The sequence below is a fragment of the Aeromicrobium sp. 636 genome, assembly GCF_024433585.1.
In the GTDB taxonomy this organism is placed as follows: Bacteria; Actinomycetota; Actinomycetes; order Propionibacteriales; family Nocardioidaceae; genus Aeromicrobium; species Aeromicrobium senzhongii.
Window position 1 is genome coordinate 284,759 of sequence record NZ_WNJU01000001.1, and the last position, 14,977, is coordinate 299,735.

13 protein-coding genes and 1 tRNA gene are annotated in these 14,977 nt (G+C 69.9%); 7 read left to right on the forward strand and 7 right to left on the reverse strand.

From position 1 onward, the window contains the following. Nucleotides 1–31 precede the first annotated feature (31 nt). The gene (locus tag GL325_RS01360) at nt 32–742 is read left to right on the forward strand and encodes a lytic transglycosylase domain-containing protein (protein WP_187768363.1); all 711 of its coding nucleotides are present in this window, start codon (nt 32–34) and stop codon (nt 740–742) included. 13 nt (nt 743–755) lie between these two features. Here the strand turns inward: GL325_RS01360 and GL325_RS01365 are convergent, their stop codons facing one another. Continuing rightward, entirely contained in the window at nt 756–1,283 is a 528-nt protein-coding gene (locus GL325_RS01365; protein WP_154594894.1) for a YbhB/YbcL family Raf kinase inhibitor-like protein, read from the reverse strand. Nucleotides 1,284–1,301: 18 nt separating this feature from the next. Between GL325_RS01365 and GL325_RS01370 the strand changes: the two genes are divergently transcribed. Then, nucleotides 1,302–2,108, forward strand: a complete 807-nt coding sequence (locus GL325_RS01370) for an RNA methyltransferase (protein ID WP_187768364.1) — start codon at nt 1,302–1,304, stop codon at nt 2,106–2,108. Nucleotides 2,109–2,117: 9 nt separating this feature from the next. On the opposite strand, the gene def is transcribed toward GL325_RS01370, so the two are convergent. After that, complete coding sequence (def, locus tag GL325_RS01375; RefSeq protein WP_255955343.1) at nt 2,118–2,717, reverse strand: peptide deformylase; 600 nt, start codon at nt 2,715–2,717, stop codon at nt 2,118–2,120. Between the two features lie 118 nt (nt 2,718–2,835). On the opposite strand from def, the gene GL325_RS01380 reads away from it, so the two are divergent. Together GL325_RS01380 and GL325_RS01385 are read left to right on the forward strand one after the other, a co-directional pair. Next, nucleotides 2,836–4,143 carry an acyl-CoA dehydrogenase family protein gene (locus GL325_RS01380; RefSeq protein WP_255955345.1) on the forward strand — a complete coding sequence of 436 codons (1,308 nt, stop codon included), beginning with the start codon at nt 2,836–2,838 and terminating at the stop codon, nt 4,141–4,143. A 14-nt stretch (nt 4,144–4,157) separates the two neighbouring features. Then, entirely contained in the window at nt 4,158–5,372 is a 1,215-nt protein-coding gene (locus tag GL325_RS01385; RefSeq protein WP_154594895.1) for an acyl-CoA dehydrogenase family protein, read from the forward strand. Nucleotides 5,373–5,388: 16 nt separating this feature from the next. Here the strand turns inward: GL325_RS01385 and GL325_RS01390 are convergent, their stop codons facing one another. Beyond that, on the reverse strand, nt 5,389–6,408 hold the full coding sequence (locus GL325_RS01390; RefSeq protein ID WP_154594896.1) for a zinc-dependent alcohol dehydrogenase family protein: 1,020 nt from the start codon (nt 6,406–6,408) through the stop codon (nt 5,389–5,391). 19 nt (nt 6,409–6,427) lie between these two features. On the opposite strand from GL325_RS01390, the gene GL325_RS01395 reads away from it, so the two are divergent. After that, the gene (locus tag GL325_RS01395) at nt 6,428–6,790 is read left to right on the forward strand and encodes an FKBP-type peptidyl-prolyl cis-trans isomerase (RefSeq protein ID WP_154594897.1); all 363 of its coding nucleotides are present in this window, start codon (nt 6,428–6,430) and stop codon (nt 6,788–6,790) included. Nucleotides 6,791–6,806: 16 nt separating this feature from the next. Here the strand turns inward: GL325_RS01395 and GL325_RS01400 are convergent, their stop codons facing one another. Genes GL325_RS01400 through GL325_RS01415 form a run of 4 tightly spaced genes read right to left on the reverse strand, consistent with a single transcriptional unit; the run spans nt 6,807 to nt 12,841 of the window. Then, complete coding sequence (locus GL325_RS01400; protein ID WP_187768365.1) at nt 6,807–7,595, reverse strand: alpha/beta fold hydrolase; 789 nt, start codon at nt 7,593–7,595, stop codon at nt 6,807–6,809. Between the two features lie 14 nt (nt 7,596–7,609). Then, the gene (gene hrpA, locus GL325_RS01405; RefSeq protein WP_187768366.1) at nt 7,610–11,188 is read right to left on the reverse strand and encodes an ATP-dependent RNA helicase HrpA; all 3,579 of its coding nucleotides are present in this window, start codon (nt 11,186–11,188) and stop codon (nt 7,610–7,612) included. 11 nt (nt 11,189–11,199) lie between these two features. Then, nucleotides 11,200–11,940 carry a CPBP family intramembrane glutamic endopeptidase gene (locus GL325_RS01410; RefSeq protein ID WP_187768367.1) on the reverse strand — a complete coding sequence of 247 codons (741 nt, stop codon included), beginning with the start codon at nt 11,938–11,940 and terminating at the stop codon, nt 11,200–11,202. 4 nt (nt 11,941–11,944) lie between these two features. After that, nucleotides 11,945–12,841, reverse strand: a complete 897-nt coding sequence (locus GL325_RS01415) for a neutral zinc metallopeptidase (RefSeq protein WP_187768368.1) — start codon at nt 12,839–12,841, stop codon at nt 11,945–11,947. 69 nt (nt 12,842–12,910) lie between these two features. On the opposite strand from GL325_RS01415, the gene GL325_RS01420 reads away from it, so the two are divergent. Further along, nucleotides 12,911–14,173 (forward strand): DUF445 domain-containing protein, encoded by a 1,263-nt coding sequence (locus GL325_RS01420; RefSeq protein ID WP_187768369.1) that lies wholly within the window; start codon nt 12,911–12,913, stop codon nt 14,171–14,173. Nucleotides 14,174–14,583: 410 nt separating this feature from the next. Next, a tRNA-Leu gene (locus tag GL325_RS01425) sits at nt 14,584–14,669 on the forward strand. The last annotated feature ends 308 nt before the right edge of the window (nt 14,670–14,977 follow it).

Consider the following 14,977-nt stretch of genomic DNA (forward strand, 5'->3'; position numbering starts at 1 on the left):
CGCTGTTGGTCCGTCTTGGCACAGTGGAGGCATGACCCGCCCCCGGATGATGCTCCTCGGCGCTGCCGTCCTGGCGACGGTGGCGATCGTCGTGGCCTGGCTCGTCATCGACCGCACGGACGACGATCCGATCAGCGGACCCGCGGCCCAGCTGGCCGAGGAGGTCCCGCTCGCCGACGGCTCGACCACCGAGCCCGACGAGGACTGGGTGACGAAGACCGCGGCCGACCGGCAGATCCCGGTGCGGGCGATGCAGGCGTACGCCCGCACGGAGATCAGCCAGCGCGAGGAGCAGCCCGAGTGCCGACTGCGGTGGAACACGCTCGCCGGCGTCGGCTCGGTCGAGTCGGCCCACGGCACGCTGGGCGGCGCCGGTCTCGACGCCGCGGGCGTGTCCAGCAAGCGGATCATCGGCCCGCCGCTGAACGGCAAGGACGGCACCCGGGCGATCAAGGCCACCCGGGAGTCCACCGCCCTGCACGGTGACGAGACGTGGGACCGGGCGGTGGGCCCGTTCCAGTTCCTGACGACGTCGTGGGACCAGTACGGCGCCGATGCCGACGGTGACGGCGAGGCCAACCCGCACGACATCGACGACGCGGCACTCGGTGCCGCCAACCACCTGTGCGCCCACGAGCGCGACCTGTCCGGCGACGGCTGGGTGAAGGCCGTCTTCGCCTACAACAACTCGATGGCGTACGTCGACAAGGTCCGCAGCATCGCCGACAGCTACGCGAAGTAGCGCCGGCGCGCCGTCAGGACTGCCAGGTGCCGTGGATGATCGCGCGGCCCAGCGTCTTGAACGCTAGGTTGAAGCCGACGACGGCGGGGGAGACGGACGAGTCGACGCCCAAGGTCTCCTCGCCGACGGCGTGGACCACGAAGAAGTAGCGGTGCACCTGGTCGCCCTCCGGGGGAGCGGCGCCCATGAAGTTCATGCCGCCGCCGTCGTTGCGCACGTGGAAGGCGTTCCCCGGCAGCGAGGCGTCGTCGGCGCCGGCGCCCACGGCCAGCTCGGTGACGTCGGCGGGGATGTCGACGGCGACCCAGTGCCAGAAGCCCGACACGATCGGGGCGTCCGGGTCGAAGCAGGTCACGACGTACGACTTCGTCCCCTCGGGGGCGCCGCTCCAGGACAGGTGCGGCGAGGTGTCGCCGTGCGCGTTGACCTGGTCGGGCTTGAGTCGTTCGCCGTCGGTGACGTCGTCGCTGACGACGGTGAAGGTCTCGGCCGCGGGCAGCAGCGGGTACGGATCGGGAGTCACGGGTCGGTCGAGGCTCATGGGTCCTAACCTAGTGCGGTGGCCGACCTCATCGCACTCGACGATCCCCGCGACGAGCGGCTCCGGGACTACACCGACCTGAGGGACGTGCAGCTGCGCACCACGGTCGAGCACGAGCGCGGGATCTACATCGCCGAGGGCGAGAAGGTCATCCACCGCGCCGTCGCCGCCGGCCACGAGCCGAAGTCCTTCCTGCTGGCGCCGCGCTGGCTCGACAACCTCGCCGAGGTCCTCGAGCAGACGGACGCGCCCGCCTACGTGCTCGACGAGAAGGCGATCGAGCGTGTGACGGGCTTCCACGTGCACCGTGGAGCGCTGGCGGCGATGCACCGGCCGGCCGAGCGCAGCGTCGCCGACGTGCTGGCCACGGCGAAGCGGGTGCTCGTGGCCGAGGACCTCGTCGACCACACCAATATCGGCGCGATCATGCGCAACGTCGCGGCTCTCGGGTTCGACGGCGTCCTGCTGTCGCCGCGGTGTGCCGACCCGCTCTACCGGCGCTCGATCAAGGTCGCCATGGGCGCGGTGTTCTCGCTGCCCTGGGCGCGGATCGAGGACTGGTACGGCGCCCCGCAACTGCTGCGCGAGCACGGGTTCACGTCGTACGCCATGACCCTGGCCGACGACGCCGTCGCGATCGACGACATCGAGCCGGCCGAGCGGGCGGCCGTGATCGTCGGCTCGGAGGGGCCGGGCCTGAGCGAGCACTGGCAGCGCGAGGCCGACCACCGGGTCATCATCCCCATGGCGGCCGGGATCGACTCGCTCAACGTGGCCGCCTCGACGGCGATCGCCTGCTGGGAGTTCAGGCCGAGATCGCGCTGACGCGCCGGGTCACTCCGGCTCTTCGCCGACCGGCCAGTCCTCGGCGTAGTCGTCGGCGAGGGCCTGGTGCTGCTTGTAGAGCTTCTTGCGGGCCTTCTCGGGCACGCGGTCGCCGAAGACGGTGCCGAACAGGTGGTCGGTCTCGTGCTGCAGGCATCGCGCCAGCAGGCCGGTGCCCTCGAACTCGACCGGCTCGCCGTGCTGGTCCACGCCGGTGACCCAAGCGTGGTCCGGACGCGCGCACTCGGTGAATGCGCCCGGCAGCGACAGGCACCCTTCGTCGTGGACGTCGAGCTTGCGATCGGCGCCGTCGGGCAGACGCAGCACCGGGTTGCAGACCACGCCGGTGATCCGCTGCATGTCGTCGTCGGGGCAGTCGAAGACGAAGACCTTCAGGTCGACGCCGACCTGGTTCGCGGCCAGGCCCACGCCCTCGGCCGCGTACATCGTGGCGACCATGTCGGCCACCAGCGTGGCGAGCTCGTCATCGAACTCGGTGACGTCGCGCAGCTCGTGGTGCATCACGGGAGTTCCCCAGCGCGTGATCGGACGGACGGAACCGCCCGTGGGCAGGGGACGGGACTGGTCGGCGGAGGGCGTTTCGGGCACGTCTCACCATATCGAGTGCAGCGACACGCGGATTCAGTGGTAACTGGAGTTGGATTCAGATACTCTCGGTATGTGAAACTGTAAACAACAGTTTCAACATCTCACCGAGGGAGTGAATGTGGCGGGCACAGACCCCATGGCCTACGGGCTACGCGTGCTGAACAAACTGGCCGCGTCAGAGACGCTCGACCGTTTCGGGCTCCGCAAGTTCGCCGAGCGCGCGGTCCACGGCACCACCAAGACCAGCTTTCAGGCTATCGGGGCCGCCCAGCGCACCTTCACGAAGGTCTCGGGCCACGCCCAGGGCGACCGGCCCGCTGCGGCCCAGCCGTCGGGAGTCTTCGACCTGACGCCGACCGAAGACCAGCAGATGATGGTCGACGTCATCTCCGAGTTCGCCGCCGAGGTGCTGCGCCCCGGTGCCGAGCAGGCCGAGCACGCCGACGACACTCCCAAGGAGGTGCTGGCCCAGACCGCCGAGTTCGGCCTGTCGCTGATCAACATCCCCGAGTCGCTGGGCGGCCTGGCCGAGGAGCGCTCCGCCGTCACCGGCGTGCTCGTCGCCGAGGCACTGGCGCACGGCGACATGGGCCAGGCCGTCGCCTGTCTCGCGCCGTCCGCCGTCGCCACCGCGATCTCGCTGTGGGGCACCGAGGGCCAGCAGCAGACCTACCTGCCGCCGTTCACCGAGGGCGACGTCCCGGCGGCCGCCCTGGTCGTGGCCGAGCCGGTGCCGATGTTCGACCCGCTGACGCTCGGCACCGTCGCCCGCCGCACCGACGGCGGCTACGTCCTCAACGGCCTCAAGTCCGGTGCGGTCCGCGGGGCCGAGGCCGAGCTGCTGGTCGTCGCCGCCGACGTCGAGGGCCGCGGCCCGTCGATGGTGATCGTCGAGGCCAACACCGACGGCGTCGCCGTCGCGGCCGATCCCGGCATGGGCCTGCGGGCGGCCGGGCTCTCGCGGATCCAGCTCACCGACGTCCGCGTCGGCGAGGACGCGATCCTGGGCAGCCCCGAGGACTACCGGACGATGATCCGCCTCTCGCGTCTTGCGTGGGCCGGGCTGGCGCTGGGCACCGCGAAGTCGGTGCTCGAGTACGTCAAGGAGTACGTCGTCACCCGCGAGGCCTTCGGTGAGCCGATCGCGTACCGCCAGGCCGTGGCCTTCACCGTCGCCGACATGGCGATCGAGCTGGAGGGCATGCGCCTGGTCACGCTGAAGGCCGCCTCGCGTGCCGAGCGGGGCAGCGACTTCGCCCGCGAGACCGCGTTGGCTCGCCGCCTCGCGACCGAGTACGGCATGAAGATCGGCACCGACGGCGTCCAGATGCTCGGTGGTCACGGCTTCGTCAAGGAGCATCCGGTGGAACGGTGGTACCGCGATCTGCGTGCCGTCGGCGTGATGGAAGGAGCAGTCCTCATCTGAGGACGGGACAGATCATGATCTACCTCGAGACCCCCAAGAAGTTCCGTGCCTTCGTCCAGCAGGCGCACGACGTCGCCAACGAGTTCCTGCGTGCCAACTCGCGCAAGTACGACCTCGCCGAGCACAGCTACCCCAAGGAGCTCGACCTCCTGGCCTCGCTGATCGACGGCCTGAACGAGTCGGGCAACAGCACCGGCGCCGGCGCTGCAGGCGTGCGCGTCAAGAGCAGCACCAAGAAGGACCAGGGCGTCCGCAACGCCACCAACATGGCGTCGGTCCTGTCCGTGATCGAGATGTGCTGGGGCGACGTCGGCCTGCTGCTGTCGATGCCGCGTCAGGGCCTGGGCAACTCGGCCATCGCATCGGTCGCCACCGACGAGCAGCTCGAGAAGTTCAAGGGCACCTGGGCGTCGATGGCCATCACTGAGCCCAGCTTCGGCTCGGACTCGGCGGCCATCAAGACGACGGCCATCAAGGACGGCGATCACTACATCCTCAACGGTGAGAAGATCTTCGTCACCTCCGGCGAGCGCTCGGACTCCGTCGTCGTGTGGGCCACCCTCGACAAGAGCCTCGGCCGGGCCGCGGTGAAGTCGTTCGTCGTCCCGAAGTCGTTGCCGGGCATCCGGGTCGAGCGGCTCGAGCACAAGCTCGGCATCCGCGCGTCCGACACCGCGGTGATCGTCCTGGACAACTGCCGGGTCCCGGCCGAGAACCTGCTCGGCGATCCCGAGATCGACACGTCCAAGGGCTTCGCCGGTGCGATGGCCACGTTCGACAACACCCGGCCGCTCGTCGCGGGCATGGCCGTCGGCTGCGCCCGGGCGTCGTTGGAGGTCATGCGCGAGCTCATCGAGAAGGCCGGGCTGACGATCGACTACGACCGCTCGCCCGCGCTGCAGCCGCACGTGGTGGCGACGTTCCTGCAGATGGAGGCCGACTGGGAGGCCGCGCTGCTGCTGACGCTCGAAGCCGCGTGGATGGCCGACAACCGCCAGGCCAACTCCCTGCAGGCGTCGATGGCCAAGGCGAAGGCCGGCCGCTCGGGCAACGAGATCACGCTCAAGTGCGTCGAGCTCGCGGGCTCGCTGGGCTACAGCGAGACCGAGTTCCTCGAGAAGTGGGCTCGCGACTCCAAGATCCTCGACATCTTCGAGGGCACGCAGCAGATCCAGCAGCTCATCGTCGCGCGACGGCTGCTGGGTCTGAACAGCTCGCAGCTGAAGTGACCGCGGCGGGCCGCGATCAGGGCTTCAGCAGCGCCTTGATCGCGGTCCGCTCGTCCATCGCCCGGTAGGCGTCGGCGACCTGGTCCAGCGGGACGGTCAGGTCGAAGACGTCGCCGGGCGTCAGCGCGCCCGAGAGGACCTCGGGCAGCAGCTCGTCGAGGTAACGGCGCACGGGCGCCACGCCGCCCGCCAACGCCTGGTTGCGGCCGAACATCGCCGGCACGTTGAGCTCGACACCGTGGGGCACGCCGACGTAGCCGACGGTGCCGCCCGGGCGGAGCGACAAGAACGCCTGCTTCATCGACTCGCCGGTGCCGACGCACTCCAGCACCGCGTCCGCGCCGATGCCGTCGAGGATCTCGCGCACCTCGGCGGCTCCCTCCTTGCCACGGGTCTCGACGATGTGGTCGGCGCCGAAGCGCCGGGCCAGCTGCTGGCGGTCCTCGTGCCGGGACATGGCCACGACGGTCGCGGCTCCGAGCCGCTTGGCCGCCAGGACGGCACTGAGGCCGACGGCGCCGTCCCCGACCACGGCGACGGTCGATCCGGCGGTCACCCCTGCGCCGAAGGCGGCGTGGTGGCCCGTGGGGAAGACGTCGGTCAGCGCGAGCAGGTGCGGCAGCAGTGCGTCGTCGACATCACCGGGAACGGTGACGAGGGTGCCGTCGGCCTGGGGGACGCGGACCAGCTCGGCCTGGCAGCCGACGTAGCCGCCACCGTTGACGCACGAGGTCTGCACGCCGTTGCGGCAGTGCACGCACGTGTTGTCGCTGTACATGAAGGGAGCGATCACGAAGTCGCCCACGGCGATGCCGGAGACGTCCGTGCCGACGCTCTCGACGATGCCCACCTGCTCGTGTCCGATCTGGTGCGGTTCGGTCTGGGGCTTGTTGAGGCCGCGGTAGGGCCACAGGTCGCTACCGCACACGCACGAAGCCACGACGCGCACGATGGCGTCGGTGTCGGCCTCGATCACGGGATCGGGAACGGTGTCGAGTCGGATGTCGCCGGGGGAGTGAAGGACGGTCGCGCGCATGCGTGCAAGGATGGCAGACATGAGTGAAAAGCCTGAAGTCGATTTCACCCCCGGCCCGGCCCCGACCGACCTCGTCATCGAGGACATCACCATCGGTGAGGGCGACGAAGCGGTCAACGGCGGCGTCGTCGACGTCCACTACGTGGGCGTGGACTTCGAGACCGGCGAGCAGTTCGACTCCTCCTGGGACCGCGGCCAGTCGGCGCGCTTCCCGCTGCCGCAGCTCATCGGAGCCTGGCAGCAGGGCATCCCCGGCATGAAGGTCGGCGGCCGTCGCAAGCTCATCGCCCCGCCGGAGCTGGCCTACGGTCCGGCCGGTGGCGGACACCGTCTCTCGGGTCGCACGCTGGTCTTCGTGATCGACCTGCTCGGCGTCGGCTGAGCACGCACCCCTGACGTCAGTCGAGCTCGTCGAGGAAGCCCTCGACGCTCGACACCACGTCGTGCGTCGCCGCCAGCGTGGTGATGTGATCGCGTCCGGCGATCTCGACGAGCCGGGCGTGAGGCATCACCTGCTGCGCGGCGCGTGAGTCGCGCAGCCGGGCGGCGTCCTGCGACCCGGCGAACAGCAGCGTCGGCACGACGATGCCGGCCAGCTGCTCGTCGGTGAGCCCGGGTGCGTCCCTGGACGCGCGGAACCACGCGGCCATGGCCGGCGGGTCGGCGTCGAGGAACTCCCGGGCCGCGGTCTCGACCGCGGGCCCCTTCGCCTCGGCCAGGCGGCGCAGGAACTCGGCCGTGTCCCCGGTGTCGAGCACGTCGATGCTGCCGGGGAAGAAGACCTCGTCGAACTCGTCGTGCTGGGACCTGGCAGTGCCGCCGCCCAACAGGAGGCTGATCAGCCGATCCTGGTCCCGGGCGGCGAGGTTGAAGCCGATCCGCGCCCCGGCGGAGTAGCCGAGGAGGTGCGCCCGTTCGGCCTCGACCGCGTCGAGCACGGCGACGAGATCGGCGCTGAGCCGATCCATCGTGTAGGCGGCCTCGTGGTGCGGCTTGTCGCTGTCGCCGTGGCCACGCAGATCGACGAGGATCAGTCGGTGACGCGTCGCCAGCGGCTCGACGTAGCCCTCGTCCCGCCACATCGCCGACGACATCCCCGTGCCGTGGACCAGGAGCATCGGCTCACCGGTCCCGACCACGTCGAAGGCGATCCGAGTGCCGTCCTGCGCATTCGTCGCACGCTCCATCTGGCCACGGTACGTCAGAGTTCGGTGAGTGCCTTGGCCACGCGTTGGGCCGAGATCGGCCCGACGGCCCGCAGCTCCTGCGCGAAGACGCTGACCCGCAGCTCCTCCAGCATCCAGCGCACGCGACGGACCGGAGGCGTGAGGCGCTGCCAGGGACGCAGCTCCTTGGTGCGCTCGTGGAAGCGGGCCTCGAGGTCCCAGATCTCGCTCGGGTCCTTCGTCGAGGTCAGGCGCCTCGCCGCGGCGCGCAGGTAGACCGGGAGGCGCCCGATCTGGTCGGCGCCCATGTCGCGGATGAAGCCCGGGTGGATCAGCCAGGAGACCTGCACCCGGACGTCCTCGCCCGCCTCGTCGGTGCCGGGGGTCACGTCGCCGAGCGCCTGCAGCGCGCTGATCACCTGGCGCACGATGCGCTCGGTCAGTGGCACGGCGTCGGCGCGCACGAGATCGCGCAGCCGGCGGTAGGCGGCCTCGTCCCAGACGGGGCCGCCGTGCTGGACCACGAGGTGGTCGAGCGCGGTCAGCCAGGACTCCTCGATGACCGCCGCGGCGTCGCCCTGCGGCGAGGTGGCCAGCAGCAGCTTGTCCTGCAGCGAGAGCGTGCGCCCGACCGTGCCGACGGGCGAGCCGGTCGACAACGCGATGAGGCGCGCCTGGCCGCGCACCATGGCGACCTGCTGCTCGGCCTGCGTGCGCAGCACTCGCAACGCGACGCTCTTGCCCTCGTCGACCAGTGCCGGGTATCCGGTGACCTGGCCGGCGGTGATGCTGCGCTGGAGGTCGCCGACGTCCCAGTCGGTGATTCCCGTGCGCTCCTCGCTCTGCGCCTTGCGCTGCAGGTCGCGCCGCAGGCGGGGCTCGAGCTCGCGGCGCAGGGCGTCGATGTCCTTGCCGGAGGCCAGCTCACGCTCACCGTCGACCACGCGGAACGTCGGGCGCAGGTGCGACGGCAGTGAGGTCGGGTCGATCAGGGACGGGTCCACGTCGAGGGCGCGGCCCAGCTCGGTGCGCAGGTCCTTCGACGTGTCGAGGCCCGGCAGGACCCGCTCGGCGGACTGGGCGGCCGGCGCAAAGCGGCGACGCTCGGCCTTCGGCAGGCCGCGGATGAGCTCGGTGACCAGTTCCAGCCGGCGTCCGGGCACTCCCCAGGCGAACTCGTCGGCATCCACCGTGAGCAGGTCGTCGACCGGCACGGTGATCGTGATGCCGTCGTCCGCGGCCTGGGGGTCGAACCGGTACGAGACGTCGTAGACGGCGTCGAAGTCGGTGCTCTGCGACGTCCACGAGGTCGGGAAGGCGTCGGCGTCGACGTCGGCGCGGAACAGGTCGTCGGTGAAGTCCAGCAGGTGCTTGTCGGGCTGCTTCTTCCACCACGAGTCGAAGTGACGCACCGACACGACGTCGGCGGGAATGCGGGCGTCGTAGAAGTCGACGAGCGTCTCGTCGTCGACCCGGATGCCGCGTGTGCGGACGCGCTCCTCGAGGCTCTCGATCTCGGCCAGCCGGTCCTGGTTACGCAGCCAGAACTTGTGATGGGTGCGCCACTCGCCGCCCACCAGCGCGTGCCGGATGAACAGCTCGCGGGCCAGCGGCGCGTCGTGCTGAGCCAGCATGACCGTGCGGTCCACGACCACGGGCAGTCCGTAGAGCGTGGACCGTTGCGTCGCGACGGCGGCTCCGCGCTTCGCCGACCACCGCGGCTCGGAGTACTGGTGCTTCAGCAGATGGCCCGCAGCCTGCTCGACCCAGGCCGGGTCGATCCGGGCGTTGTCGCGGGCGAACAGCCGCGACGTCTCGACCAGTTCGCCGGCCATGATCCATCGCGGGGGCTTCTTGGACAGGCCGGAGCCCGGGAAGATCGTGAAGCGGGCGCCGCGCGCACCGAGGTACTCGCGGGTCTCGGCGTCGCGCAGACCGACGTGGGACAGCAGACCGTGCAGCAACGCTCGGTGGATGTTGTCGGCGTCCGGCTCCTTGCGGACCTTGCCAGGCTTGAGACCCAGCTCGCGCACCGTGCGGCGCAGCTGCGAGTTCACGTCCGCCCACTCGCGCACGCGCAGGTAGTGCAGGAACTCGTCGTGGCACATCCGGCGGAACTTCGTGTGCGAGAGCTCGTCGCGGCGCTCCTGCAGGTATTCCCACAGCTTGAGCAGCGACAGGAAGTCCGAGTCGGGCTGGCGGAAGCGTGCGTGCTGGGTGTCAGCGGCCTGCTGCTTGTCGAGCGGGCGTTCGCGGACGTCCTGGATGGACAGGCCCGCGACGATGACCAGGACCTCGGGCAGGACCCCGAGTCGGTCCGCCGCCAGCACCATGCGGGCGTGACGGGGGTCCAGGGGGAGCCGCGACATCGTGCGGCCGAGCTTCGTCAGCCGGTCGGTGCCGTCCCGTCGGGGCGCCAGGGCGTCCAGCTCGCGCAGGAGCGTGAGGCCGTCGGCGACCGCGCGGTGGTCGGGGGCGTCCAGGAACCCGAAGTCGCTGATGTCGCCCAGGTCCAGCGATGCCATCTGCAAGATGACGCTGGCCAGGTTCGTGCGCTGGATCTCGGGGTCGGTGAACTCCGGACGGGACTCGAAGTCCTCCTCGTCGTACAGGCGGATGCAGATGCCGTCGGCGACGCGGCCACACCGGCCGGCGCGCTGCGCGGCACTGGCCTGCGAGATCCGCTCGATCGGGAGGCGCTGGACCTTGAGCCGGGCGCTGAAGCGCGAGATGCGCGCCAACCCGGGATCGACGACGTACCGGATGCCCGGCACGGTGATCGAGGTCTCGGCGACGTTGGTCGCCAGCACGATCCGCCGGCGCGGGCCGGTCTGGAAGACCCGCTGCTGCTCGTGGGCGGCGAGCCGGCCGTAGAGCGGCACCACGTCGCCGAGGGACTGACCCTCGAGCACCTCGGCGGTGTCGCGGATGTCGCGCTCGCCGGGCAGGAACACCAGTACGTCGCCGTCGCGGGGCAGCTCGCGGATGGCGCTGACGATCCCGTCGATGACGTCGTCCTCGCGGTCGAGGGGCCGGTAGCGGACCTCGACCGGGTAGGTCCGGCCGCTGACCTCGATGATCGGGACGGGTCGCTCGGGCGTCGAGAAAAGGGCAGCGAACCGCTCGACGTCGATCGTGGCCGAGGTGACGACGACCTTGAGCTCGGGACGGCGGGGGAGCAGCTCGCGCAGGTAGCCCAGCAGGAAGTCGATCGACAGCGATCGCTCGTGGGCCTCGTCGATGATGATCGTGTCGTACCGCTCGAGCCGGCGGTCGTGCTGCAGCTCGGTCAGCAGCAGACCGTCGGTGACGAGTCGGACGACGGTGTCGGGACCGGACTTGTCGTCGAAGCGCACCGCGTAGCCGACCTCGGCACCCAGCTCGACGTCGCACTCCTGCGCGATGCGGGCGGCGACCGACCGGGCAGCGATGCGGCGCGGCTGGGTGTGGGCGATCTTGGTGCGACCGAGCTCGGCGGCGATCTTAGGCAGCTGCGTGGTCTTGCCCGAGCCCGTCTCGCCGGCGACGACCACGACCTGGTGATCGCGCAGCGCGTCACGGATCTCGTCGTGACGTGCGGTGATCGGCAGAGCGGGATCGAACTCGAGTTTCATCGCTCCCATCATCACCGCAGGCCCAATTGATCGGCCCAGAGGGCATACCCGACGAAGGCCACGACGTCCAAGATGGTGTGCGCGATCACGAGCGGCATGACGCGACCGGTGCGGTGGAACCACCAGGCGAACACGACGCCCATCACGGCGTTGCCCAGGAACGGTCCGAAGCCCTGGTAGAGGTGGTAGCTGCCGCGCAGCACCGCAGAGGCGGCGATTGCCGCAGGCAGGCCCCAGCCGAACTGCTTCAGCCGGGTCATCAGGTAGCCGACGACGATGACCTCCTCCAGCACGGCGTTCTGGATCGCCGACAGGATCAGCACCAGCACGGACCACCAGTAGAGCTCCTCGGGGCTCGTGACGATCTCGGCGGTGATCCCCAGCTCGCGGCCGGCGAAGTACAGCCCCAGCCCGGGGATGCCGATCACGGCGGCCAGGCCGGCGCCGGCGAGGGTGTCGCGCAGCGGACGGCTGCCGTCGAGGCCGAGGCGCTTGAGCACCGGGGGAGCCTCGTCGAGGCTCAACAGGTAGAGCACGAGCGCCACTGGGACGAGGGCGAACCCGATCGACAGCAGCTGGTAGGTCAGGTCGAGCCACGGGACCTCGTCGCGTGACTGGTTGAGGGTCGCGGTCGAGTCGCGCAGCGGACCTTGACTCAGCTTGCGGATGAGGCTGACGACGGCATAGACCGCCGACTGGCCCAGGGAGAGGCCGAGGACGATCCAGACCTCGGCGCGCAGGCGCCGGGTCATGTCATCACAGCTCGTTCGTCGCGAACGTGTCGCAGCTGTTCGGGTTGCCGGTCTCGTAGCCGGTCGTGAACCACCGCTGACGCGACTCGCTCGAGCCGTGGGTCCAGGAGTCCTGGTTGACGCGACCGCCGCCGAGCTCGGCCTGGATGTGGTCGTCGCCGACGGCCGCCGCGGCGGACAGGGCCGAGTCGATGTCCTTGCGCGTCAGCGGCTGGATGAGCGTGTTGCCCTGGTCGTCCTGGGTGGAGGCGGCGTGGCGGGCCCACACGCCGGCGAAGCAGTCGGCCATGAGCTCGACCCGGACGCCGTTGCTGCGCGGGCCGGTCTTGCCGTCCTGGGCCTTGGCGAGGATGCCGAGGATGTTCTGGACGTGGTGGCCGTACTCGTGGGCGACGACGTACATCTGCGCGAGGTTGCCGCCGTCGGCGCCGTACTGACTGCTGAGCTGGTCGAAGAAGGACGCGTCCATGTAGACCCGCTCGTCCGAGGGGCAGTAGAAGGGGCCGGTCTGGTTCGACGCGGTTCCACACGCCGACTGGGTGGAGCCGGAGTAGATGACGGTCTGGGCCTCGCGGTACTGGCGGTTGACGTCGGCCGGCAGGGCGTCGGTCCAGTAGTCCTGGGTGCTGTTGACGGTGCCGACGATCCGGCACACGTCGTTCTCGTTGGCGTCGGCGCCGGTCTTGCACTGGGTGACGTCGATCGACGAGGAGTTGCTGCCACCGGTCAGGACCTGGTTGACGTCGAAGGCCGATGACGAGCCGCCGCCGAGCGGGTTGCCACCGAGGAAGGCGAACAGCAGCACCAGCAGCAGGCCGCCGACGCCACCGCCGACCACCGCGCCGGACTTGCCACCGATGACCTGACTGGTGTCGAGGTTCGCGCCCTCGTTGAACGTCATGGCGCGATTCTAGGTGGCGGCCGTGCTCTCCACCGTGTCAGCGGGGCGGGGGACTCCTAGGGTTGCGCCATGACCGAAGTGATGAGCCCGGTGCTGCCCCTGTCGGGTGACGACGAGGCACGGCGAACCGCTCTGCGCCGGATGCGCGCCCTGGCCACCTCGCTGTTGGTGGTCGCCGCGATCGTCTTCGCGTTGACGCACGGCCACGGCGGCGCCTGGGGGTACGTCAACGCCACGGCGGAGGCGGCGATGGTGGGCGCGATCGCGGACTGGTTCGCGGTCACGGCGTTGTTCCGGCATCCGATGGGTCTGCCGATCCCGCACACGGCGCTGATCCCGAAGAAGAAGGACCAGCTGGCCGCGAGCCTGCAGGACTTCGTGTCCGAGAACTTCCTGCGCGAGGACGTGATCCGCGACCGCATCGCCGCGGCCGGACCTGCCGAGCGGGTCGGGGCCTGGGTCGCTGCCCCGGGGCGCGTGCACCGGATCGTCGACGAGGGCGCCCGCGTCACCTCGGACCTGCTCGGCCGGGTCAAGGAGGAGGACGTCCAGGCGGTCATCACCGAGCTGATCATCCCGCGGATGATGCAGGAGCCGCTCAGCCCCGCCGTCGGCCAGCTGTTGACCGAGATCCTCGACGAGGGGGCGCACACCGGCCTGGTGGACCTGGGCCTGGACGAGTTGCACGGTTGGCTCGCGGCCCACCCGGACCGCATCACGGACCTGATCATCGCGCGGGCGCCGGAGTGGGCGCCTCGCTGGGCGAACACGATGATCGCGGACCGCTTGTTCCGCGAGGTGCTCACGTGGGTCGAGGACATCCGCGACGACCCCCGGCACGACGCGCGGGTCGCGCTGGACCACTGGCTGGTCGAGCTGGCGCACGACCTGCAGCACGACGCCGACACGATGGAGCGCGCCGAGCGGTTGAAGCAGCGGCTGCTGACCCAGCCGAAGGCCGCGGTGACGACGGTCCGGCTCTGGGACTCCTTCCGCCGGGGTCTGCTCGAGGCGCTGGGCGACCGGGACGGCGTTCTGCGCCGGCGGATCGTCGAAGAGATCGAGGGCCTGGGGGAGCGGCTGAAGTCCGACCCGGTCCTCGCGGCGAAGGTCGACGGGTGGGCCGGCGATGCGGCGGCCTACGTGGTCGAGCACTACGGCGGCGAGATCGCGACGGTCATCTCCGCGACGGTCGAGCGGTGGGACGGCAAGGAGACCTCCGACCGGATCGAGCTGCACGTCGGGCGGGACCTGCAGTTCATCCGGATCAACGGCACGGTGGTCGGCGGTCTGGCCGGCCTGGTGATCCACGCGGTCTCACAACTCTGGTGATGCCCTGCTGAATCCACACCGTGCTGGATCCACAGCTGTGGACAACCGCTGTGGACAGCGTGTGGACGTAAGCGTGTGTCCGGTGTGGAGAACCTGTGGACGCGAGAATTTCCCTGCAATGATGCGCGAAACCCCTTGTGTTCGCTGTCACATGAGGCGTAGACAGGTCTCACGCACTTCTCCCCAGAAGAGCGAGAAGGAAGCCCGATTCACCTCACGCAGACGGCTCGCGCCGGACGCAGACTCCTGGTGGTGCAGGTGTCGAGGAGATCCGCCCGGGCGACCGGATCCGAGAGCATTCATCACGCGTTCTCGATGCGAAGGCCCCGGGTAACTCATACTTACCCGGGGCCTTCTGCATGGGCCGTGAAGGCGTTTGCTAGAGTTCAGTGCTGCACCACAAACACCTCGTCCGGGTGGCGGAATTGGTAGACGCGCTAGCTTGAGGTGCTAGTGCCCTGTTAGGGGCATGGGGGTTCAAGTCCCCCCTCGGACACACCTGCGAAGTGGCCCCTGATCTGCGGAAACGCAGCAGGGGCCACTTTGCATTTGCGGTCATGGCGGCACCATGGCGGCACATGGGCCCTCGCAGGGCGCACCGATGACACCTAACGAGGGTCAGAGGAGCACCCGACATGGCATGGATTCAGGAGCGACGCAGAACCGATGGCGGGCTCTCGGTGCGCGTCGAATGGCGAATGGGCGGAGGCCGCACCGGCGTCCGCCAAGACGAAACCTTCAGCGCCGGCACCGACGCGCAGAACCTCGCTCGCGCCGGAGGCTTCAAGAAGGCGGTCGAGGCCG

Coding starts and splice junctions, on each gene's coding strand:
- GL325_RS01360 (WP_187768363.1), top strand. CDS start 32: ATGACCCGCCCCCGGATGATGCTCCTCGGCGCTGCCGTCCTGGCGACG.
- GL325_RS01365 (WP_154594894.1), bottom strand. CDS start 1,283: ATGAGCCTCGACCGACCCGTGACTCCCGATCCGTACCCGCTGCTGCCC.
- GL325_RS01385 (WP_154594895.1), top strand. CDS start 4,158: ATGATCTACCTCGAGACCCCCAAGAAGTTCCGTGCCTTCGTCCAGCAG.
- GL325_RS01390 (WP_154594896.1), bottom strand. CDS start 6,408: ATGCGCGCGACCGTCCTTCACTCCCCCGGCGACATCCGACTCGACACC.
- GL325_RS01395 (WP_154594897.1), top strand. CDS start 6,428: ATGAGTGAAAAGCCTGAAGTCGATTTCACCCCCGGCCCGGCCCCGACC.
- GL325_RS01400 (WP_187768365.1), bottom strand. CDS start 7,595: ATGGAGCGTGCGACGAATGCGCAGGACGGCACTCGGATCGCCTTCGAC.
- hrpA (WP_187768366.1), bottom strand. CDS start 11,188: ATGAAACTCGAGTTCGATCCCGCTCTGCCGATCACCGCACGTCACGAC.
- GL325_RS01410 (WP_187768367.1), bottom strand. CDS start 11,940: ATGACCCGGCGCCTGCGCGCCGAGGTCTGGATCGTCCTCGGCCTCTCC.
- GL325_RS01415 (WP_187768368.1), bottom strand. CDS start 12,841: ATGACGTTCAACGAGGGCGCGAACCTCGACACCAGTCAGGTCATCGGT.
- GL325_RS01420 (WP_187768369.1), top strand. CDS start 12,911: ATGACCGAAGTGATGAGCCCGGTGCTGCCCCTGTCGGGTGACGACGAG.